Here is a 22,968-nt window from a genome sequence, read left to right on the forward strand (position 1 = left end):
TACTAAATAAAATAAAAAAAGCTGAATTTATTCAGCTTTTTTTATGTTCAGCGAAATAAAAACACATACTTTATGACTGCTAATTATTATTTTTCTCTAATACTATTATCTACTTGACGGTAAGCATAAAAAATGAAAATATAAGGACAATAATTATACAATAATAGATGGTTCAACATCAGTGGAAGATAAAGTAGCTTTACTCAAAAAGCTAGAGCACAAAAACGCACGTTTATCCGCCTTAGTAAAAAAGTATAAGCAGTCCCACCATTTACAACATGCACTGATACAATTATCAGAGCAGGCGAGCAATGTTGCAGAATTGACGCTGCTTTATCCTGCTATTCACGATATTCTTCAAGATTATGTTCCAAGTAAAAGTTTCTACGTTGTTTTATTAAATCCATTCACAAACACATTAGAGCTTTCTTACTTCGCTGACGAAAAAGACGGCATTGCCATTCCCCTCAATCAAGATCACAATTTTAGTCAAGGTGTTACAGGCTATGTATTCAAACAGGGGAAAACAACCTATTTCCGCGGTGAGGAAATGCAAGCGGCTGCTGACGAGGGCAAGTTTAAAGTACTAGGCACACCCGCTGAGCATTGGGTGGGCGTACCTGTTTATCGTAACAAGCAAATCATTGGCGTATTAGTTGCGCAAAGCTATGATAAAAAACAAAATTATTCAGATCAGCAGATTGAGTTGCTTGAGGTTATGTCGATGTACCTCTCGACTGCTATCGAACGTGTTAAGAAACGTGAACTACTAGAATCAGAAGTTAAGATAAGAACTCGCGCATTAACGCAAAGTAACGAAGCACTTAATTTAGAAGTAGAGCAACACAAAAAGACCCTCGAGCGTCAGCATATTTTATTTAAAATATCTGAACTGGCAACGCAAAGTAAACAAATTGAAGAAGTCTATCAGCAGGTCCACGAGATAATAAAATCAATAACATACGCTGATAACTTATACATAGCACTGTATGACAAAGAGTCTGCTTGGCTAACATTTCCGTATTGCGTAGATGAGTTTAGTAGTAATACCCAGCCACGTCCCTTTGCTAAAGGCTACAGTGAATTAGTGCTAAGCACTGAGCAAACTCAACTTCTAGATACTAAACGCTCTGAAAAACTCATTGCGCAAGGTGTTATTGAGCGACCTGAAAAAGTACCCGCTAAGAAAACCGCAACAAGTTGGTTGGGTGCTCCACTAAAAACATCCCAGGGCGTGATTGGCTTGATTGTTTGTCAAGCTTACCAAAATAAGCATATTTTTAATCAAGATGATTTTGAGCTGATTACGTTTGTTTCTCACCAAATAGCCACGGTATTACAAGCACATTTAGCACACCAAGCGCTTAAGCAAAGTAATCAAAATCTTGAGCATCGTGTAGCAGAAAAAACAAAAGAAATTCGCCAAACCAATATGCATTTACAAATGCAAATTGAAGAGCGAAAGAAAATAGAGCAACAGCTATATCATGACGCTCATCATGACTCATTAACGGGTTTACCTAATAGAAGCTTGTTTTTAACCCAATTAGAAAAAACATTGCAGCACAATCAACGTTTCCCCGAACAACAATTTGCAGTGCTATTTATTGATTTAGACAAATTCAAAGATATCAATGATCAATTAGGTCACCAAGCTGGCGATCAATTTTTAATTGGTGTCGCTGAGTCTTTCTCGCAATGTATTCGTGAGCATGATTTATTGGCGCGCTTAGGTGGCGATGAGTTTGTTATTTTGTTGACCCACTTAACTGAACGTCAACAAGCTGAAGATGTTGCAAAACGCATTATTAAATTAATGAAAAAGCCGTTTTGCATGAAGGGAATATGTGTACAAAGTGGTGCCAGCGTAGGCATTACATACTCTAAAGTTGGCTATAAGCACACTGATGAAATTATCAGAGATGCGGATGCCGCAATGTACTATGCCAAAAATGCAGGCAGAAGTCGGTTTGAGTTTTTTCATCCACTACTTAATGCGGGCTCCAATCCACATGAATTTGAGGCTAATCATCATTTAGATACTCTACCTATGCATTTTCGCAGCTCAGAGATAATCACATTGGATGAGAAATTCCAGCCCGAAGTGCTGATTGAAGCATTTGGTGAACACCCAGTTCTTGGCAGTACAAGCTTTGATATATTGAAAAAGTTTACAGCGGATAAAGCACAGCAACTAGAGGTTGAATTACAGCTTTTAAACCAAGTTTGCCAACAAGCAAGCGCAGCTAAACTAAATCTTGTATTAGTGCCTTGCTCGGCCTTATTACTAGAAAAAGTCGAATTTCAGTCACTGTGTTTAACACTCAATAACCAAACAAACAAAAAGCAATTGTGCTTGTTATTTAATGAACAAGAGATTCGGTATGCATCTGCAGTGCAAATCAATAACCTCAAACAATTAAGTAAACTTGGCTTTGCGATTGGTTTAAATGACTTCGCTAAAGATCGCTGTGAATTAAACTTACTCACCGAGATTGATTTTAACTATGTGCTGCTCAGCTCAACATTTAGCAAACGTGTACTGCAACAACAAAGCTATGATTTGCAGTTACAAGGCGTATTAGCAATTACTAAAATTAAACAGATAAAAGTCATCGCAAAAGGCCCCTCTATTTTAAACTTTAGAGCTCTATTAGACACCCACGGCCTTTCGCTTTTTGTTGGTAAACAGCACGCAATGACAATACCAGCTGAAAATACTTTAACGCCAGATGATGACGCGGAACAACAGTTAAACTGATTAGTTTGGTTTTTTTAGCATTGCCCGTAAGTTAGCAACTCGGGCTTGGCCTTTTTCCATTCGCTCGGCTTGGGTATTGGGTGCCTTTTTGTTTTCAAACGCCAAATCATCTTGTGGCAACTCTTGTACAAAACGACTTAACTCAGTTTGTGATGTTTCGCCAAATTGCCGGCGTATTTTCGCATAGGTCATGGTGAGCTCTTGTTGTGCACGCGTGATACCTACGTAAGCTAAACGTCGTTCTTCATCAACATTTTCTTCATCAATACTCACTTGATGCGGCAGCAGGCCTTCTTCCATCCCTACCATAAATACGTACGGGTATTCGAGGCCTTTTGAGGCATGCAGTGTCAACAGTTGCACTGCATCACTTTCATCTTCCTCTTCGTTGCGCTCAAGCATGTCGCGTAATGTTAATTTACTGACAACCTCAGCGAGTGTCATAGGCGGGTTATCAGCATCCCCTGTCAACATGTCAGTGATCCAACGGTATAACTCAGAGACATTTTTCATCCGCATTTCAGCTGCTTTGGCACTTGGCGATGATTCGTATAAATAGGCTTCGTAATTAATTTGCCTGATCAAATCTTTTACCGCTTCGAGTGTATCACCCCGTACAGCATTATCAGACAACTCAACCACCCAACGCGCAAACCCTGCTAACGAGTTTAAGCCGCGCCCTTTTAAGCGATAGCTAAGATCGTTATCAAAACAGGTGGCAAATAAACTCGCATGCTTTTCATTCGCTAATGTGCCAAGCTTTTCAAGAGTAACCGTGCCTATTTCTCGGCGCGGTGTATTAACAATACGTAAAAATGCATTATCGTCATCTTGGTTCACTAATAAACGCAGGTACGCCATGATGTCTTTAATTTCAGAGCGTGAGAAAAACGACATACCACCGCTAATTTTATACGGAATACGGTTACTCATTAATGATTTTTCAAACCCACGAGCCTGATGATTACCCCGATACAAAATCGCATAATCTTTATAGCTAGTGCGTTTCATAAACTTATGAGAAATAATTTCCGCCACAACCCGCTCAGACTCATGTTCTTCATCACGACAACCAATCACTTTAAGTGGCTCACCATACCCAAGCTCACTGAATAGTTTTTTATCAAACTCATGAGGGTTATTGGCTATTAATATATTAGCGGCTTTAAGGATTCGCCCCGCGCTGCGATAGTTTTGTTCAAGCTTAATAAGCCTCAGGCCTGGAAAATCTTTACTTAGTAGTACAAGGTTTTGTGGACGAGCACCACGCCATGAATATATCGATTGGTCGTCATCCCCTACCACCGTAAAGCGCGCGCGTTCACCTACTAATAGCTTTACTAACTGGTATTGGCTGGTGTTGGTATCTTGGTATTCATCCACCAGCAAATAGCGAAAACGTTGCTGCCACCGTTCACGAGACGTGGCATTAGTGGTTAATAACAAAGTTGGGATCATGATCAGATCATCAAAATCCAGTGCATTATAAGCGCGTAACTGTGTTTGGTAACGAGCATACAATTGAGCGAATAAGGCCTTTTGTGGCTCTTTGGCCTCGCGAATTGCTTGCTCAGGTAGAATGAGCTCATTCTTCCAACTGCCAATTTGCATTTTCAACAAATTAAGTAAGTCTTTATCTTTTTTCAGCTCATCTTCTGTCAAATCACCTAAGAGCTGATTCGTATCTTGATCGTCAAACAGTGAAAAACCCGGTTTAAAACCTAATGTTTTTAATTCTTTTTTAATGATTTCAAGGCCGAGTGTATGAAACGTAGATACCCATAACCCTTTTGACTCTTGCTTACCGAGCGTTTGCATGACTCGTTCACGCATCTCTTTGGCTGCTTTATTAGTAAAGGTAACTGCGGCAATATTGCGTGCTTGATACTCACACTTTTGCACTAAGTAAGCGATTTTATTAGTAATAACTCGTGTTTTACCTGAGCCTGCTCCTGCTAGCACCAAACACGGACCACTAATATATTTTACCGCTTCATCTTGTTTAGGATTGAGTTTCATAACGACCAAAGAGATTGCATTAAAGACGGGCAATTTTAACGTAATCACTACAATACGCCTAGCCAATAAGGTAATATTATAGCTATTATCATTTTACGCGACACCGAGGGATAGATATGATCAACCCAGCAAAAATTGAAGAAATCGCCAAGCAAATCTCTAGCAACATGCCACAGGGTGTTAAAAACCTCGCGGATACATTTGAAGCAAAAACCAAGCAAGCTATTCAAAGTAAGCTATCTGAAATGGACTTTGTTAGCCGTGAAGAATTTGATATTCAGAGCAAAGTACTCATTCGTACGCGTGAAAAGCTAACTGAACTTGAAGAGAAGGTTGCGCTGTTAGAACAGCAATTAGCAAATAAAGATGATGCATAATTAGCGCATCAACTCACTATAAAAGGCAGCATTCGCTGCTTTTTTAATACCTGTAAAAAAATTATGCTTGAAACACATTTTAAATAATATACGATATGTATACATTTCGTATATTGGTAGATTCATGGGTATTGTAAAAATTAGCGACGAATTGCACGAAGAAATTCGTAAGGCCAGTGGCACTATGGTGCGCTCAATCAATTCGCAATCTGAGTACTGGATAAAGATAGGTATGCTTGCTGAGCTTAACCCTACGATGACTTACGCTGAAATTTTAAAGCAGCAACTGGCGCAAGCTGATGTCAATGCAGGACAACCTGACCATGAGTGACATAGTAATCAAAACACCTGAGCAAATTGCTTTAATGCGTGAATCTGGCCATTTACTTGCACAAGTGTTTGCCTATTTAGATGAACATGTGAAAGTCGGTGTTACCACAATGCAAATTAATGATTTAGTTGAGCGCTAAATACCCAAACCACCTCAAGATGCAGAATTCAGCGTTTCACAGGGACTTAATATCAAGGCGTTACTTTGCAAGAATGGCCATCCCTTTTAAGAAGTAACAACGATGAGAGTAAGTTCCTGTGAAGCGCCCAATGGGTTGGTTTAAAAGCGATTTATACTGCGTTATTGATTTTAACAATAGAACCACTATTACTTGCAATCAATGCCTTGCCTAAATCGCTTTTAATTCCAACTGAAACTCGTATCTTGAGGTGGTTTGGGTATATTGAACAGCTCGCATCACGTCCTGCAAGTAAAGGCCAATACGATTACCCTTACGTATTAAATAGCTCGGTTAACGAAGTTGTTTGCCACGGTTTCCCTGATACTAAACGTATTTTAAAATCTGGTGATATAGTTAATATTGATATCACACTGGAGAAAAATGGCTATATTGCTGACTCCAGCAAAATGTACATGATTGGTGATGTATCACCACTGGCGAAACGCTTGGTTGATAAAACCTACCAAGCTATGTGGCAAGGCATCAAAATGGTCAAGCCTGGAGTACGCTTAGGTGACATAGGCAACGCCATTGCAAACTTTGCTCATAGCAATGGCTACAGTGTGGTAAAAGAGTATTGCGGACATGGTATTGGCGAGCAAATGCATGAAGAACCACAAGTACTACATTATGGTAAGCGTAATACGGGTGTAGAACTCAAAGAGGGTATGACATTTACTATTGAGCCTATGATCAATCAAGGTGCGGCAAAGATAAAAACCAAGCCTGATGGCTGGACGGTAGTAACGCGCGACAAAAAACTATCGGCACAATGGGAGCATACAATCGCTGTAACTGCTAATGGTTATGAGGTACTCACTTTACGCGCCGAAGAAAACGCGTAAAGTGATTTGTGTAGTCGTTACTTACGACTACGCTCAAACACTTTTTTCGCTGCACTTTTATAAGTCTCAGTTACTTCATCAGAGCATGTTACTACCGTTTCTAAATCAGTCAGATGGCCATTAGCTAAGCCATATACCCAGCCATGAATTGTCAAATCTTGCCCACGTAACCATGCCTCTTGCACAATATTAGTACGGCATACATTGCGCACTTGCTCAATCACATTAAGCTCAATTAAACAATCTAATCGCGCTTGTTCTGGCATGTTATCGATGTTGCTAATGTACTTCTCTTTAACATCACCTACATGACGCAACCAATTATCGATAAGGCCAAACTTGGCATCATTCAGTACCGCTTGCACACCGCCACAGCCGTAATGACCCACTACCATAATGTGTTTTACTTTTAACACTTCAACAGCGTATTGCATGACAGACAAACAATTATGGTCAGTGTGAACCACCACATTCGCCACATTACGATGCACAAATAGCTCACCGGGCATTAAATCAACAATTTCATTCGCTGGTACTCGCGAGTCGGAACACCCAATCCATAAGTACTCTGGATTTTGTTGCATAGATAAAATTTTAAAAAAGTCTGGATCGTCTTTACAAGTACGCTCTGCCCAGCGTTTATTATTTTCAAATAAGTTTTTTAACTTTCTCATTGGATCTCTTATCTATTTATATCGGTAAGCGTGCTTTGATCAAGATATTGCGAGGTGTTAATTGCTTTTCACAAAATGTGTTCACGGTGACTTGATAACCTTGTTGCTGCAAATATAAAGCACGATCGAGCACAAGCCAAACTTCAATTGCTCTGCGGAACACATGTCGAACCAGTTCGATGCGCTCTGTGACCTTTTTTCGCACCTGACCTTTCAATAAAAAATATTCATAATCAATACCTTGTGGTATTTCTAACGCTTTTTTATCTGCCGCCCATGCACAAAATGATTTAAATGAATCTGAGAACACCGCTTTATTTACTGACGGTACACTGACATACGTTGTAGAACCGGTAATTTCTTTTCTCATAGCATCAAAGCCTAACCGCCATTCAACTTCCGTTTTACGTACTTTAGCAACCCGTGAAGGGGCGGTAACCGTTTCCTGTAAAGCTAGTTTGAGATCTCGGTGGCGCATATTTAACTTACTGCATTTAGCCAATTCACTCATTGCCTCATACATATCATCGGTGAACAGGTGGTAACAACATGGAGATAAGCTAATTTGTTGTGTTTGAGCACTACAGGCCTGCTGCATAAAGCTCTGATGCAAAGCGCCACATGCGTGCAAAGCAACTGCATGTTGTTGTGTCTCGAAATAATGAGCTACATCGTCGGTTAACACATCCGCTTGGCTAAACTTCATCGCAAGGCCTTGCTGTTGGGCGCTATGTTGTCCTTGTTCGCATAAATGTTGTTGCAACTCAATACTGTGCACATTCGGCGCTTTATTATATGCCAGCATGCGTCCTAAGTGCCCTTTACCTGCACACCATTCAAGTACTGGCTCGGTTGGCACACCTAGTGCCGCAACAAAATCCTGTAACTGCTCGAATTTACGTCCTTTAATACCATTACTGATCCAAAAAGGATAATCAGTACGCTTAGCCTGCGCCGCCGATAATGCACTTAATTTGGGCAGTTGTTCAACACCTTCAATTAGCGGACTAAAAAATCTGTAGAGCGCATCTTGATCGCTGTCTAACTTTGCAACGTCGTTATCAGATAACTGCGCGAGTGGTGCTGACAAGGATGCCCATGGAAGTTCATCATAATCAAACGCAGTACACTGCCAATATTGGCGTGTTGCATAAAGGAGGTTATCTAGGGCTGTAAACTGCTCAGCAAGGGTCATAAAGTTTAACGATTAGGAATTATTTTTACCATTATACGCTTTTTTTAAACATCAGTCGTAAATAAAGCGGGAGGAATAAAATACTCAGAACAATTGCAGCGATGAGCATCCACGACAGTTCAATCTCTTCGGGTGTATCGTAATGATAGATAAAACCGAGCTTAACCTTATCAAAGCTACCCGCCTCAAGGTTATATAAATCGGCTATTAAGCGCCATTTAGGCATCGACATCGCACCAAGTTTGGTATCTGGTGGTAAAATGTAATCACTGAGTACTTCAGCTTCATTGGTTAACTCATCAAGACTTTTATGAGTAGCATATTTTTCTGCGGTAATCGCTATCGACTCTTCTAAATGCATCATTGCATAGCGCCAACCTTTTAAACTTGCTTTGTAAAATTTTTCGACCATTTTGGGGTTGGCGGCAAGTACGCTCTGTGTTGTGTAAAGAATATCACTGTAAACATTAATACCGTATTTTTGCGGGCATATAAGTCGATGTTCGATGCCTTTTTGCAACATTTGAAACGGCTCATTGGTGACGTAAACTTGCATCGCGTCTAACTCACCGTTAAGCCATTCTTTTTCAGCATCGATACCGTGATAAACAGGAAGTTGTTCTGTATTAATACCACTTTGCTCTAACATCACCAGGAGTTCGGCACTTTCTTTTCTACTAATACTGCTAACACGTTTATTTTTAAAATCGTGGGGATGGAAGATATCTGAACTTTGTTTAACCATCCAACAATAAGGCGAAAATTGCAATATTGACGCCATGGCGACTAAAGGTTTACCGTCAATACGATGCTGAAGAATACCAGAGTGGCCAACCCCAAAATGAGCCTGTCCCCCGAGAACTTTATTAAAGGTATCAGGGTCACTTTTTATTGCTGGGACAATGTTCACAGTAAGCCCGGCTTCTTCGTAAAAGCCTTTTTCCTGTGCCATGTAGTAGCCTGCAAACTGAAACTGATGAGTCCACTTAAGCAACAAGGTTACGTTTTTTGTTTCAGCTACTGCGTGAAAGCAACATAATCCAAAAACGACACTGACCGTTGCAATAAATCCTTTTAATAGCAATGTTTTTTCCTGCACCGAACCGTTTAGATATAACTATAGGTAATGATATCAATAAGGCAACGTTTCTGGCCCAGTATTCACCTGGACCAGAAACTGGCAATTAATTGTTGGCAGCATAAGCTGTTGTTGTGGGAGGCTGAGTTGTTAAAAACTGAGTAAAACATGGGTTTTGTGTTTCGTCCTGTACATTGTAGCCCAAGCGGTTTAAGTGTTCATTAAACACCTCGAATTGACTTGGCTCAATGGCAAAACCAGCCAATACATTACCCATAGACCCGCCATGATTGCGATAATGAAATAAAGTGATATTCCAATTACTACCTAGGGTATCTAAAAATCGAGCTAACGCGCCTGGGTACTCTGGAAATTCAAAGCGCAGCAAGCGTTCTTGCATTTGCTGGGGCGCTTTCCCCCCAACCATATAACGCACATGCAATTTAGCTAATTCGTTATCTGATAAATCACAAAATGCATAACCGTTAGTGGTTAAGTCGTTTTTAAGCTCGTCAAGTTCTTGCTGACCTTGACGCAACGCCACACCTACAAATATTTGTGCTTCACCAGGTCCTGCATAACGGTAGTTAAACTCTGTAATCGCTCTGCCACCAAGAGAAGTGCAAAACTGTTTAAAACTGCCTTTTTCCTCGTGAATTGTGACTGCTAACAAGGCTTCGTTTTTCTCACCTAGTGCTGTGCGCTCTGCAACATAGCGCAGACGATCAAAGTTTAAATTAGCACCAGATAAGATAGCCGCTAAATGCAAACCTTTAAGCCCGCTTTGTTGACTCCACTTTTTAAGCCCCGCAGTGGCGAGTGCACCCGAAGGTTCAGCAATAGCACGGGTTGAAACAAAGATATCCTGCATCGCTGCACATATCTCATCACCCGACACTGTAACCACTTCATCACAAAACTTTTGTGCTAAGCGAAAGGTCTCACGGCCAATAATTTTTACGGCTACACCATCGGCAAAACTCCCAACGCGCTCAAGTTCAACAGGTTCGCCCGCCTCAAGTGCCGCTTGTAAACAAGCGCTTTCTTCGGCTTCAACGCCAATTACTTTGATATCCGGGCGTAATGATTTTATATACACCGCCATTCCAGCAAGCAAGCCACCGCCACCTACAGGAATAAACACCGCATCAAGTTGGTTAAGTTGCTGCATTAACTCGCGTGCCACTGTGCCTTGGCCAACAATAACATCAGGATCGTCAAACGGCGGAACAAATACCCCATTACGCTTTTCAGTAAGTTCAAGCGCATGGGCTTTGGCCGCATCAAAATGATGACCATGCAACACCACTTCGCCACCAAGGGCGCGTACTGCATTAACCTTTATTTCAGGCGTTGTGACAGGCATGACAATAGTTGCCTGATGACCTAAATGTGATGCACTAAGCGCCACGCCTTGCGCGTGATTACCCGCAGAAGCAGTGATCACCACTGAGCCTTTGGGTAATTTTACTAATTTATTATATGCGCCACGCAACTTAAACGAATATACTGGTTGCTGATCTTCGCGTTTTAACCAAACATGGTTCCCAAGGCGTTCACTCAAGGTAGGCATTTCGCTTACCTCTGTGACTTTTGCCAGTGGCTCCATGTTAGCCTGAATGATAGCGCGAAAATAATCGAGCTCTTGAGAAACCATAATTAACTAAGCTCCTCCAGTTTAGCCAAATCACGCACAGCACCTTTGTCGGCGCTGGTTGCTAATAATGCATACGCTTTTAATGCAGATGATACATAACGGTCGCGATTAAGTGGTTTATATGCCTGCTTGCCTCGCGCTAATTGTTTTTGCTTACGTGCTTCAAGCTCTTCATCAGTTAAGGCAAGTGTGATTTCACGAGTCGCAATATCAATAATGATTTTGTCGCCATTTTCAACATACGCTATTGCACCGCCACTTGCGGCTTCAGGTGATACGTGACCAATTGATAAACCCGATGTACCACCAGAAAAGCGACCATCTGTAATAAGTGCACACTTTTCAGCAAGACCTTTTGATTTTAAATAGCTGGTTGGATAAAGCATTTCTTGCATGCCAGGGCCACCTTTAGGGCCTTCATAACGAATGACCACTACATCACCGGCTTTTACTTCGTCATTTAATATGCCCTCAACAGAATCATCTTGTGATTCATACACCACGGCTGTGCCTTCAAAATGCAGCATTTCATCTACCACGCCTGCACTTTTCACAATACAGCCATCAACGGCCAAATTACCCGCAAGTACCGCTAAGCCACCATCTTGACGAAATGCATGTTCGACACTACGAATACAGCCATTTTCACGGTCATTATCACCTTCATCCCAACGACACTCTTGGCTCATTGCCTTTGTTGTTCTAATTCCAGCAGGGCCTGCGCGATAAAACTTTTGCGCCGCTTTATTATCAGGATCTGTGGCATCCCATTTCTTAACGAGCTCCCCCATCGTCATGCCAGCCACATGGTTCACTGATAAATCCACTAAACCGGCCTTACCAAGCTCACGCACAATAGCCATCATGCCACCTGCGCGGTGTACGTCTTCAATGTGGTACTGTGCAGTAGCGGGTGCCACTTTGCATAAAAACGGTGTTTTACGAGATAATTCATCTATATGTGACATATCAAAATCGACACCAGCCTCTTGAGCGGCAGCCAACAAATGCAATACTGTATTTGACGAGCCCCCCATGGCAATATCAACCACCATCGAGTTCATAAAGGCCGTTTTATTTGCAATCGCACGTGGCAATACATCTTGGTTATCTTTTTGGTAATACTCGCGGCATAAATCGACAATACGTGCACCCGCTTCAACATACAGTTGTTTGCGGTCTTTATGGGTCGCAAGCGTTGTACCATTGCCCGGTAGTGCAAGGCCAATGGCTTCTAATAAACAATTCATTGAGTTTGCAGTAAACATGCCTGAGCATGAACCACAGGTAGGACACGCTGAGCGCTCTACTTGCTCTGAATCAGCATCACTTACAGATTCATCAGCACCTTTAACCATGGCATCAACTAAATCGAGTTTAATATCAATATTGGCTAGCTTGGTTTTACCCGCCTCCATGGGGCCGCCAGATACAAAAATCACGGGGATATTTAAACGCAGTGCCGCCAGCATCATGCCTGGGGTGATTTTGTCGCAGTTTGAAATACAGATCATGGCATCAGCACAGTGACCGTTAACCATATATTCAACCGAATCGGCAATTAAATCACGTGAAGGCAATGAATACAGCATGCCACCGTGGCCCATAGCAATGCCATCATCAATCGCGATGGTATTAAATTCTTTTGGTACACCGCCTGCTTGGGTGATGGTTTCAGCCATTAATTCGCTGAGCTGATTAAGGTGAACGTGACCAGGCACAAATTGCGTAAACGAATTCACAACAGCAATGATCGGTTTACCAAAGTCAGTGTCTGTCATACCTGTTGCACGCCATAATGCACGTGCCCCTGCGCGTTTACGACCTTCTGTTGTTGTTGCACTTCTTAATTTAGCCATAGTTACCTCAATTTTCAGCCGCGAGGCTGTTCCTCATTCTTAAAATTTTATTGCTGGTAGGCTAACCCATCAGCTCTGTTGATTTTGCTGTCGCGCTACACCGCTTGCTGCTGATGCACACTTTGTAATGTGACCTGTTTTACATCAACTAACTTAGTTAGTTGGGTGGTCAATAAATAGATAGGTTTATCACTATCGACCGTCATGGCCACATGATATTGACCATCGTCTACATTGAGCTGAAAATGGGTTAAGTCGAAGCCACGATGACGAACTACTCGTAAAAAGCGCTCAACAGCAACACTCTGATTTTTTAAGGCAATGGTTAAACTGTGTTTCATTTTGCACTCTCCGTCATCATTTGATCATTTGCCGCACCAGGGGGAACTAACGGCCACACATTTTCTTTATCATCAATACAGGCATGCACTATGTAAGGACCTTTACTATTAACCAACGCAGAGATTGCATCATCCACTTGGTCAGCATGTGTAATTGTTTGCCCAGGAATACCAAACACCGCAGCTAACTGCACAAAGTCAGGATTATCCGATAGGTTTGTTTCACTGTAGCGACCTTCGAAAAACAGCTCTTGCCATTGACGCACCATACCTAAGCGTTGGTTATCAAGGATAAGTATTTTTACCGGCAAATTGTTACGGCGAATCGTGGCCAACTCTTGAATATTCATCATGATTGAGCCATCACCAGATACCGTCATTACAAAATCATCTGGGCGGGCAACCTGAGCGCCAATAGCGGCCGGTAAACCAAATCCCATAGTGCCTGCACCACCACTGCTTAAGTGATTACTTGGGTGACTAAATTTCATGTGCTGTGCAACCCACATTTGATGCTGGCCTACATCGCAACACACTACGCCAGTGCTGGGCATGCGCTGACTAAGTTGATTCAATAAATACGGCGCAAATACTTTTTCACCTGGGTAGTCATAACGCCATGCATGTTTTACCATCATCTCTTTACTGTGCTCACGCCAAGCGTCGGGGGTTACAAAGCATTCAAGCTGAGGCAGTGACGTTTTTAAATCTGCAATTAACGACGCTTTAGCAGGTTTGCGTTTACCCACTTCAGCAGCATCGATATCTAAGTGGATCACGTTTGCTTTTGCTGCAAACTTACCTAAGTTACCAGTTACACGGTCGTCAAACCGTGCACCTATACACACCAGTACATCACACTCTTGTACGGCTAAATTAGCCGCTTGACCACCATGCATACCCAGCATGCCTAAATCATACTCGTAATCGGGCAATACACTGCCAAGCGCTTTTAATGTTGAAACCGCTGGCATTTGGGTTTTTTCTAGAAATTGCATCAGTTCATTCTGCGCACCCGCTGCCTGCACACCACCACCTACGTAAGCAACTGGGCGCTGCGCTTCGCTTAACAGCTCATTCGCAATGGCAACTTGGTTTAAATCAAGCTGAGGTAAGTAATCATCTGCGGCAAGCCAAGGTTGAAAAGGCACTTGAGCCATTTGAATGTCTTTTGGGATATCCACTAAAACCGGACCAGGTCGGCCACTTTGTGCTAAGTGGATCGCTTCTTGTAATATTTCAGCCAAGTCCTCAGCACGCTCAACCATGTAGCTGTGTTTTGTACATGATAACGACATACCTAAAACATCGATTTCTTGAAAAGCGTCAGAGCCGATAGCCGCAGTGGGTACTTGCCCTGTAATCGCTAAAAGAGGCACAGAATCCATCATGGCATCAGCAAGAGCGGTGATTAAATTTGTAGCCCCTGGTCCCGATGTTGCAAAGCATACTCCTAACTTGCCCGTGCTGCGTGCAAAGCCTACTGCTGCAAACCCTGCACCTTGCTCATGACGAGTCAAATAATGCTTTACTGGCGCGCCGTACAAAGCGTCGTAAATAGGCATGATGGCACCACCTGGGTAACCAAATACATCCTTTACGCCATGCTTGGCTAATAAATCGATTGTTAACTCTGCGCCTGTCATTAATAAATCCCCATTCCTCAGTGACATTTTAAGCTCAATTACTAAATCTATACCCTGAAACTAAAAAGCCCCCCGACTTGTTAAGTGCGGGGGGCTTTTCGATGCTTTACAAATTTAAAGCACTAAGTAGCCCCCGCGGTAATAATAATCACCACGACGTTAATTAGGACTAGGTTTAGTGTGTTTGTAAGCATGTAATAAATACCGTAAATTTGTTTAATTAGCGCAGGAGCGTTTGCATCCTCGCTGTCTTTATCTATTAGTACCGCGATGCCCGCGTTAAGTCAACCCTAAAAACAATCTAAAAAACCTTACAACAATTGAGTTTACTGGTTTAAAAATTCAAAATTTAGAAAAATACGAATTAAGCTTTCAGATATAGCAATTTATTGATAATTCATACCTAGTAATACCCGTTTCAAGGTTTGATTCATTTTTAGCAAAACTTGCATAAACTTTCGGTATATTTAAATGATAAAATCCAAAAGAAGCCATATCAGAAACAAAAAGCATTTTGTAATAAAATAACAACTGCTCGCATAATTAAGGCACTTGGGTATATGATTGCAGTAGCAACTCATCGCCTAATTAAGGCACTTAGGTATATGATTGCAGTAGCAACTCAACAATAAGGATAATTATGAACTTCACGCAGCGTATAAGTAGCTACTTTATTTTAGCTATTTTACTCACACTCAGCTTTGCCAGTAATGCAGAGCCCGGCCTTTGGCAACTTGAAAAAAACGGTGTTAGATCGTATCTGTTTGGCACTGTTCATGTGGGTGATACCAGCATGAAAGGTTTACCAAGCAAAGTTACTAAAGCCATTGATGCAACTGATAAAGTAATTGTCGAGGTCGACATCAGTGCAATTGGGCCGATGGAAATGCAGCGCCGCTCTATGCCATTTATGATGCTAAAAAACGGCAAAACCCTGCAAAGTGAATTGTCTGAACAAAACTACGCAAAATTAAAAGAATACTTCAGCAAAAAGTCGATTGATATTGCCATGTTTGACGGCCTTGCACCGTGGGCAGTCATGGTCACCATGATGCAAATTGAATTTCAAAATGCCGGATTTTCAGATCAAAACGGCATCGATAAGCAAGTACTTGCTTATGCTAAAAGCAAAAACAAAGCCGTGGGCGAACTCGAAACGTTAGAGTACCAAATGGAAATGTTTAACCACATGTCGCTGCTAAGTAATGAAATGATAGAAGAAACGTTTGAGCAACTCGCCGATGTTGAAACCTACTTTATTGCACTTGTAGATGCATGGAAAAATGGCGACATGGCAATACTAACCAAGTACTACAACGAAAGCTTTGACGACAGTAACTACGGCGAAATCAGCGAACAAGTGATGCTGATTGAACGTAATAACAACTGGGTAAAAGAGCTCACCCCACGCCTAGCTAAAGAGCAATTATTTATTGCTGTAGGCGCCCTGCACTTACCCGAGCAGCACGGTTTATTAAAGCAGTTTAAAGACCAAGGGATAACCGTTACTCGCTTGTAACTAAAAGCTCTAATGTAGGTCGTCATTTATGGCGACAACCTGCGCCTTTTGAGATTGACGCGCTAAAGCACGACCTACATGTGCGCAGCACTACCAAACGATTTAAATGCTTGGACAACTCAGCTAGAACGCTCAAGAAATCTTTTTAAAAGCAGCCTGTTAGATTATTTTTCCCGAATAAAAACAAACCGTCAAAAGTGCGGTACCTAGAGTCAATATCAATACATTAGTACATCTCTTAACCAGAGTTCAGGTTATGTACTAAATAGCCATGGCAATACAAATAAAGCGGTCACAAAAAATATTAGACCAAGAATATAACCTTTATTTTGAGATTTTCGCCAAAACAATGTTTAAGCTTCCTGCTCTGATTGACTTAATAAATGCTCACAGTGCGGACATCTATTGCCTAAATACATTATCAAGTTGCAGCTAGGGCATTTTGCTGACGGTTCAAATTCACGCATTGCCCAAATTGTAGGCTTTTCTGGCTTCATAGCTTCCTTGCTAACTAACGAGCATTTAAAGTAACCCGCTTTTAATGTGTTTTACTAATAGATTAACCATAGCTGAGTTCCTGTTTTGATTCAATCGGATGATGATGCTCGTATTGGCTTATCAATTATCAACACTAACTGCTCGGCTCCCGTTCATTCATTACTCATGATGCAAATAGATTTAAGTCTGTTATTCACAAAGAGTTCAAGAGGCGCTCCGCTTTAGAGAAGTACTAAGGTGCTAAATGGGTGGCTCAACTTTGATAAAATAATTTGCCGTGCTTTAAACCTTTTATAATTCCTTTGCGACTAATTAATAAATACATACACACAACAGGTAACGTTATGAAGAAATTATTATTATTAACGGCATTAACAGCGTTTTTGAGTACACAAGCATTAGCAAAATCAGAACATCAAATAAATCAGTCTTTTGCGGTTGATACACAAACTACATTAGATATTAGCTTTCCTGTGGGTAGCCTTGATATCAGCACGTACGATGGCAATGAAGTTAAGGTGACGGTCGAATTAGAAACAAAAAATAATGGCTGGTTTAATAACAGTGACGAAATTGAAAGCCTAACCATTGATACTCAGCAGACGGGCAGTGAGCTGGCCCTGAGCTTGGATAATGACGATGTTCAACAAACATGGACTGTTACCGTGCCACGCAGCTTAGCCGTTAATTTAGACTTGGGCGTGGGTGATATTGAAATCAATGACTTTGCTAATAGCGCTGATATTGAAGTCGGTGTTGGTGCTGTACGTATTGATAGCCAAAGTGATGATTATAAATATATTTCGCTAGATAGCGGTGTGGGTGATACACGAATTTCTGGGTTTGTAAGTGATGCAAAAACAACTCGTAAAATGGTGAGCTCTGAAAGTGAATATTCTGGTAGTGGCACGCACACAGTAAAGATTGAAGTGGGTGTAGGCGATATAAAAGTAAAACATTAGGGTCTGTTGACCTTTTAAAGTTAAGTTTGCAGCAGTCTGTTTGGTATTTAGGCAAGGCAGCGCCTATGTGGTGTGGTTATTTCCCATAAATAGGTGAAAACGCAACATCAATGCTAAACAGGCTTTGCCCGATTTTGACTTAGCCCACTAGGTTACAAACCTCGCGCCGCGATTAAACCGCCCAGGTTTGAACGAATTTTAATCCGCAAAGGCAACAGACATTAAACTTTTTAGAAAAAATCCTTGGTTAGCCCTTATTGATTGTGTCGGTAAGGGCTTTTTTGATTGTCTCTAAATTAATTGGTTTAAACACATGTGCATTTGCACCTAGTAGTACCGTACGATCAATATCAGTTTGTGACATATTCGCAGTAACAACAATAATAGGCATGGTTAAGTTTAATTCTTGGCGAATAACTTCAATCGCTTTAAACCCATCCATGACAGGCATGTTTAAATCCATAAACACGAGATCATAGCTGTTTTCTTCTGCTTTGGCGGTCGCAATCAAGCCATTTTCAGCTAAATCATTGGTGTAACCTATCTCCTTTAATATCCCTTTAAGTATCATTGCATTTAACGGGTTGTCTTCAACTATCAAACAATGCAAGTTAGTAGGTAAAGGCTGTTGTGTTTGAGGTTGTTGTATTGCTATAGGAAGCAAAACATTTATGCATGCGCCGTGGGGCTCGTTTTCTGAAAACTCAATATGGCCTTGTTGCATTTGTAAAATATGTTGAACACGCGCCAACCCCACTTGCATTCCTTGAAAGTGATTATCTTGTTGAGTATGTTCATTGGTTGATAAGTAAGGGTAGTAGTTTTTAAAGCCTGTGCCAGTGTCAGCAACTATTAATTTAAGTTGCTGATTATTTGTAATAGACGCTTCAATGGTAATTTTACCTGATTCGGTAAATTTTAATGCATTAGATATCAGTTCACTCACCACCTGTTGAAAACGACGATGATCCAGTTCAACCATACAATCTAAAGAGTCTGCTAAGTGTTTTTCTAATATTAGCCCTTTTTCCTGACAGGCAAATTGATAGGATTGAATAACTGTATCAAGGGACTGCCGTAAATTTGCTTTACTCGGTACTAACGTCCATTGCCCCAAGCTCATTTGTTGAACTTCATTTAACTCATCCAAAATATTAAGTAGCCGATGTGAGCAGTAATGCGCTTGTTGCTGCAAAGCATTTTGCGCATCTGACGTCTCTAACTGCTCCACTGCATTGAGTAGGCCTTGCAGTGGTGTTCTCAATTCGTGGCCTGCTCTGGCAATAAAGCGCTGTTTATTTTGACTAAGAGATTCGGCATGTTGTTTTTGCTTTTGATATTTATCGAGTGTGGTTTTTATATGTTTTTCCATTGGTTTAAAAATAAACCTTAATTCCACAAGCAACAGTAATAAAGTGAATAACCAAACACCTAATTCAATGTTAGACACCATAGTGACTTTATTATTGGATTGGTCCTCAAATAAGCCGACGGCGTGATCAAGTTTTTTTAATAAAAGCTCAACAGTTTTGATACTTAAACTATCAGGTATATTGCTGTCATTCTCGAAGTCAGATTGCACAAATGCAGTGGCAGCTGCGATAAACAGTTCACTGTGTTGCGCTAAATTATTTGGTGCTAAAAAGTAATAATCTTTGAGCGCGTCATTAAGAAGAACGTACTCACCAGCCGCATTGGTTTGCAATAAAAAGTTATGCCCCTTTTTAAAGGCTGTAACTGCTTGCTCTAGAGAATGACGATGTTGAGCGTCATCTTTCTGGCTAACTACATTGACATGCCAGGCTATTTTTTGTGAAAGCATGCGCTGTTTACCAGCGATATTGATTACATGGGCATCCGTTTTTTGGATTGATAAGAAGAATTGCAAAATTAGAGCTGCGGCGGTACTTAAAATCGCAATCGCCAACAAAGCAAGGCGATAACGTGACCGAATTTTAGCAATTACCTCTATCATAGCCCCCCCTTGTTACTTTAAATTTTATTTATACCCAAGCCATCTGAAAATGTGAGCGTCGTTGGAATTAAAAGCGATTTAGGCAAGGCATTGATTGCAAATAATAGTTGTTCCTTTTTAAAAGGGAGTGCCATTCTTGCAAAGTAACGCCTTGATATTAAGCCCCTGTGAAACGCTGAATTCTGCACCTTGAGGTGGCTTGGGTATAATTGTAGCCTAGCAATGCAAAAGTAACACTTTGTATAAAATAAAAAACCTCGTATAAAACGAGGTTTTTTTTGATACTCTCTTCGTAAACTTAACGATTCTCTAAGCGGTTATAATCAAATAAACCATATTCAATTTGCCGATATTCTTTAGCCACATCATGTAAAATATCACTATATTGCCAAAATTGAGGATGTGTTCTGCGGATCGCAAACTGGCTCTTTAACGCTCTGTAATCCGCCTCATCTTTTATTTTAGGCAATTGCTGTGTAAAGCTATCCACTTGCTGTTGATTGTTTAAATACCAGATTGCTTCTGGATAATCACCAATGAAGCCAGGCACAATTGTCACTGTATCTTCAGCATATGCTCGCTGACCTTCCTCATTTAGTAAGCTAGAAATATTATAATGTGCGTTGTGGTGAATTAAGGTATACGCCTGATGTCCAGTGTCACCTTCTTTAACCAACACGTAAGAAATTTGCGGTAATAGGTTAACTGCTTTTGCTGGCATATTATTTAACTTTTGCAAGGGCTGAGGTACTTTTGTAAAGTCGTAACGCGGGCTTAATACGGGTTTTAATACCTGTTTAATTAAACCGTAAAGCTCTTGTTGATGGTGATTGGTTTTGTATTCAATACCCGTTGCTTGGCTAAATTGCTCACCATATTTAAAAAAGTTAGTCAGACTTGTCGGTGATTTACGGTACCAATTAGCATTCAACTCTTTTCGCTGTTGTTTTGGCAGCAACGCTAAAAAGTTTTGTTCGCCTTCGAGTCTTAAAAAGTCCATGTATAAACGCGTTATTAGTTGGTGACCGATATTGCCATACACGTCAAAGCCTGCCACTAATAAATAGTGAATACGTTCAAATAGCGCATAATCAAGTACCCACATGGTTTTTGGCTCTTGCCCTATAAACCCTTTTACAACGGTTGCGCTATCAAAGTGGCGGAAAATAGTCAGTGCGGCATTGTCATTCACACCTTCACCACGCCATAAAAGATCCGTGGTTAAATGCTCGCCATTTTTAAACATTTCATTGGCAAGTTTTACTTTAGCTTCAATGTATGTGCTTTGACGGTTAGCGTATTTTACCCAGCTAGAAATTGGTAATGCGTTACTTTCTTCTGCTGCAGGAAGTGCCAGTGCATCTTCATGTTGCAGGAGCATTTGGCCAACTTGTGGTGTCGCCGCTTTATCTGGATCCGCAAACGCGACCCAAAAATGGTCGTTAATCACATTTAATGCAATTTGCCCACGGCACACAGGTCCTTTAATAAAGCCCATTATAATTAGCTCAGCTTCATCCAGCATAAACTGATACTTTGATTTTACCGGTATAACAGCAAAGGCTTTAAATGGATTAGATGCCACTTCAGGCTTGTAGCTTGGCATTTTTTTAACTGTGTAATCTGGCTCGATAAACTGGCTGTATATGCGTGCTAACTTGCTATCGTTTAGGGCTAGGGGAAGATGCGTTTTAGCTAAAATAGTGGAGCGCTCATGCATCAAGCGGTAGTAAACACGATCCACTTTTGGATCATCATATGGACGGCGCGTGTTAATAAGTTTAATTGCTTGTCCTGGCGGCGTACTAGAGCGTACCAATTTGAAAAAGCTCTGTTCGCCTTTTTGCTCAAAGTATATATGCGCTAAATACCAATGCTCGTAAATATAGCGTGCAGCCAGCTGATGCTTTAAGCTGTCTTGATTTAAAAAGCTTTCCCAGCGCTGAGCTTGCGCGGTTGCCTCTTTACTTGGTGGCTCAATATGAGCCATTTTGCCACCGCTTTTAAGCCACTTTTCTAGGTGTTTAAATTCGCTTCGGGTAATACCTGGTAGGCCATAGGGCATGCCTGCATGTGGTTGGCTTTTTGCTAAGCGGTCAAATTCTTCTATGCCCGTGCATGATTGGGTGCGATCTAGTGCAAAATCAAATTCGTCGCCCAAGACGTCATCTTCTGGTAGAGGTGAGCTCATTTTTAACACTAAACTGTTATATAAAACGCTCCCTGCTAAATTACCTTGCTCTGTTTGACCGCGCTCGTTGAGTACCGGTGAGAAATTTTTCTCACGCCACCCAGCAGTATCAGCTGCATCATAAAGTAAGCGGCTAGGCTTTGAAGCAAGTAAACGCGTGCCGTCATACACTAATTCTTTACTCAAGCCACGGTCAATACCTTCCGGTGAAGATAGTTTCAATTGGCAAGGAGCATCGTAACACCCATGACAAACAACACATCGAGTATCTAGTACAGGTTGCACATGCTGTAAAAATTCGCGACCAGCGCCTGAGTCATGTTCTACAATTCGCTGCTGAACATTTTCGGGCCCGAATAGTTCATCATAATGAGCAGCCCCAAGGTATGCGCAACCGGTTAATATAATAATCGCCACGCTTAGCAATAAGGATTTTTTCATGCGTTTACTCGTCCTCATCACCTAAGTCAAATGTTGGCATCATATCCATCTGTGGTGATACGAATGTCATGTCATTTTCAGCATCTAACATTGCACTGAGTAATGGCCCGTGTGTCAGTGTTAATTGCGCTTGGTGAGCCAATTCTGTCAGTGCAGCAAAGCTTTCATTCTGTGCGTCTAATTGGTATTCATTGATAGTGATCCCGATACTGCTGTCAACACTTGGGTTTTGGCAAAGCTGTGTTAACAACTCATCGTCTAATACGATTGTTAATAATAAATCAGGCTGCTCTAAATCACGTTGGTTTAACGTTTCATCAAAAAGAAATAACGGAAGGGTTAAGTTGCTATCTTGCTCTAATTCCATGTGCGGCTCTCTAAAAGGGGCTGTTTGGGCTTACATTCAAACGATTATAGC

Annotated in this window: 17 protein-coding genes and 1 pseudogene; 7 read left to right on the forward strand and 11 right to left on the reverse strand. The window is 41.2% G+C overall.

Going from position 1 to position 22,968, the window contains the following annotated elements:
- Positions 1-181: 181 nt before the first annotated feature.
- Complete coding sequence (locus CSC79_RS08500) at positions 182-2,761, forward strand: diguanylate cyclase (protein ID WP_099295399.1); 2,580 nt, start codon at positions 182-184, stop codon at positions 2,759-2,761.
- Here the strand turns inward: CSC79_RS08500 and rep are convergent, their stop codons facing one another.
- Positions 2,762-4,780, reverse strand: coding sequence for a DNA helicase Rep (gene rep / locus CSC79_RS08505; RefSeq protein WP_099295489.1), 2,019 nt, complete (start codon positions 4,778-4,780; stop codon positions 2,762-2,764).
- A gap of 116 nt (positions 4,781-4,896) precedes the next feature.
- Between rep and CSC79_RS08510 the strand changes: the two genes are divergently transcribed.
- The 4 genes and pseudogenes from CSC79_RS08510 to map all read left to right on the forward strand — a co-directional run bounded on the left by CSC79_RS08510 (position 4,897) and on the right by map (position 6,514).
- The gene (locus tag CSC79_RS08510) at positions 4,897-5,157 is read left to right on the forward strand and encodes an accessory factor UbiK family protein (RefSeq protein WP_099295400.1); all 261 of its coding nucleotides are present in this window, start codon (positions 4,897-4,899) and stop codon (positions 5,155-5,157) included.
- Between the two features lie 124 nt (positions 5,158-5,281).
- Positions 5,282-5,488, forward strand: a complete 207-nt coding sequence (locus CSC79_RS08515; RefSeq protein ID WP_099295401.1) for a ParD-like family protein — start codon at positions 5,282-5,284, stop codon at positions 5,486-5,488.
- Positions 5,481-5,621 (forward strand): annotated as a pseudogene (locus CSC79_RS08520) (type I methionyl aminopeptidase); the annotation flags it as partial. The gene CSC79_RS08515 and the pseudogene CSC79_RS08520, both read left to right, overlap by 8 nt.
- 170 nt (positions 5,622-5,791) lie before the next feature.
- Positions 5,792-6,514 carry a type I methionyl aminopeptidase gene (gene map, locus CSC79_RS08530; protein ID WP_343255692.1) on the forward strand — a complete coding sequence of 241 codons (723 nt, stop codon included), beginning with the start codon at positions 5,792-5,794 and terminating at the stop codon, positions 6,512-6,514.
- A 17-nt stretch (positions 6,515-6,531) separates the two neighbouring features.
- On the opposite strand, the gene can is transcribed toward map, so the two are convergent.
- The 7 genes from can to ilvG all read right to left on the reverse strand — a co-directional run bounded on the left by can (position 6,532) and on the right by ilvG (position 14,964).
- Positions 6,532-7,188, reverse strand: coding sequence for a carbonate dehydratase (can, locus tag CSC79_RS08535; RefSeq protein WP_099295402.1), 657 nt, complete (start codon positions 7,186-7,188; stop codon positions 6,532-6,534).
- A gap of 16 nt (positions 7,189-7,204) precedes the next feature.
- A complete protein-coding gene (locus tag CSC79_RS08540) occupies positions 7,205-8,383 on the reverse strand; it encodes a methyltransferase (RefSeq protein WP_099295403.1) in 1,179 nt (392 codons plus the stop codon).
- Between the two features lie 31 nt (positions 8,384-8,414).
- A complete protein-coding gene (locus CSC79_RS08545; protein ID WP_099295404.1) occupies positions 8,415-9,467 on the reverse strand; it encodes an ABC transporter substrate-binding protein in 1,053 nt (350 codons plus the stop codon).
- Positions 9,468-9,567: 100 nt separating this feature from the next.
- Positions 9,568-11,118, reverse strand: coding sequence for a threonine ammonia-lyase, biosynthetic (gene ilvA, locus CSC79_RS08550; protein ID WP_099295405.1), 1,551 nt, complete (start codon positions 11,116-11,118; stop codon positions 9,568-9,570).
- 2 nt (positions 11,119-11,120) lie between these two features.
- Positions 11,121-12,977 (reverse strand): dihydroxy-acid dehydratase, encoded by a 1,857-nt coding sequence (gene ilvD / locus CSC79_RS08555; protein WP_099295406.1) that lies wholly within the window; start codon positions 12,975-12,977, stop codon positions 11,121-11,123.
- A 95-nt stretch (positions 12,978-13,072) separates the two neighbouring features.
- Positions 13,073-13,318, reverse strand: a complete 246-nt coding sequence (gene ilvM, locus CSC79_RS08560) for an acetolactate synthase 2 small subunit (protein WP_099295407.1) — start codon at positions 13,316-13,318, stop codon at positions 13,073-13,075.
- Entirely contained in the window at positions 13,315-14,964 is a 1,650-nt protein-coding gene (gene ilvG, locus CSC79_RS08565; RefSeq protein ID WP_099295408.1) for an acetolactate synthase 2 catalytic subunit, read from the reverse strand. The genes ilvM and ilvG overlap by 4 nt, the downstream gene beginning before the upstream one ends.
- Before the next feature lie 640 nt (positions 14,965-15,604).
- Between ilvG and CSC79_RS08575 the strand changes: the two genes are divergently transcribed.
- Both CSC79_RS08575 and CSC79_RS08580 read left to right on the forward strand, forming a co-directional pair.
- Positions 15,605-16,483, forward strand: a complete 879-nt coding sequence (locus CSC79_RS08575; protein ID WP_099295410.1) for a TraB/GumN family protein — start codon at positions 15,605-15,607, stop codon at positions 16,481-16,483.
- 842 nt (positions 16,484-17,325) lie between these two features.
- A complete protein-coding gene (locus CSC79_RS08580) occupies positions 17,326-17,943 on the forward strand; it encodes a hypothetical protein (protein WP_099295411.1) in 618 nt (205 codons plus the stop codon).
- Positions 17,944-18,190: 247 nt separating this feature from the next.
- Here the strand turns inward: CSC79_RS08580 and CSC79_RS08585 are convergent, their stop codons facing one another.
- From CSC79_RS08585 to CSC79_RS08595, 3 genes are all read right to left on the reverse strand, one after another.
- Complete coding sequence (locus tag CSC79_RS08585; RefSeq protein ID WP_099295412.1) at positions 18,191-19,918, reverse strand: response regulator; 1,728 nt, start codon at positions 19,916-19,918, stop codon at positions 18,191-18,193.
- A gap of 298 nt (positions 19,919-20,216) precedes the next feature.
- Positions 20,217-22,550, reverse strand: coding sequence for a fatty acid cis/trans isomerase (locus tag CSC79_RS08590; protein ID WP_099295413.1), 2,334 nt, complete (start codon positions 22,548-22,550; stop codon positions 20,217-20,219).
- A gap of 4 nt (positions 22,551-22,554) precedes the next feature.
- The gene (locus tag CSC79_RS08595; RefSeq protein ID WP_099295414.1) at positions 22,555-22,917 is read right to left on the reverse strand and encodes a hypothetical protein; all 363 of its coding nucleotides are present in this window, start codon (positions 22,915-22,917) and stop codon (positions 22,555-22,557) included.
- Positions 22,918-22,968: the final 51 nt, after the last annotated feature.

The organism is Pseudoalteromonas sp. 3D05, from assembly GCF_002723455.1.
GTDB lineage: Bacteria > Pseudomonadota > Gammaproteobacteria > Enterobacterales > Alteromonadaceae > Pseudoalteromonas.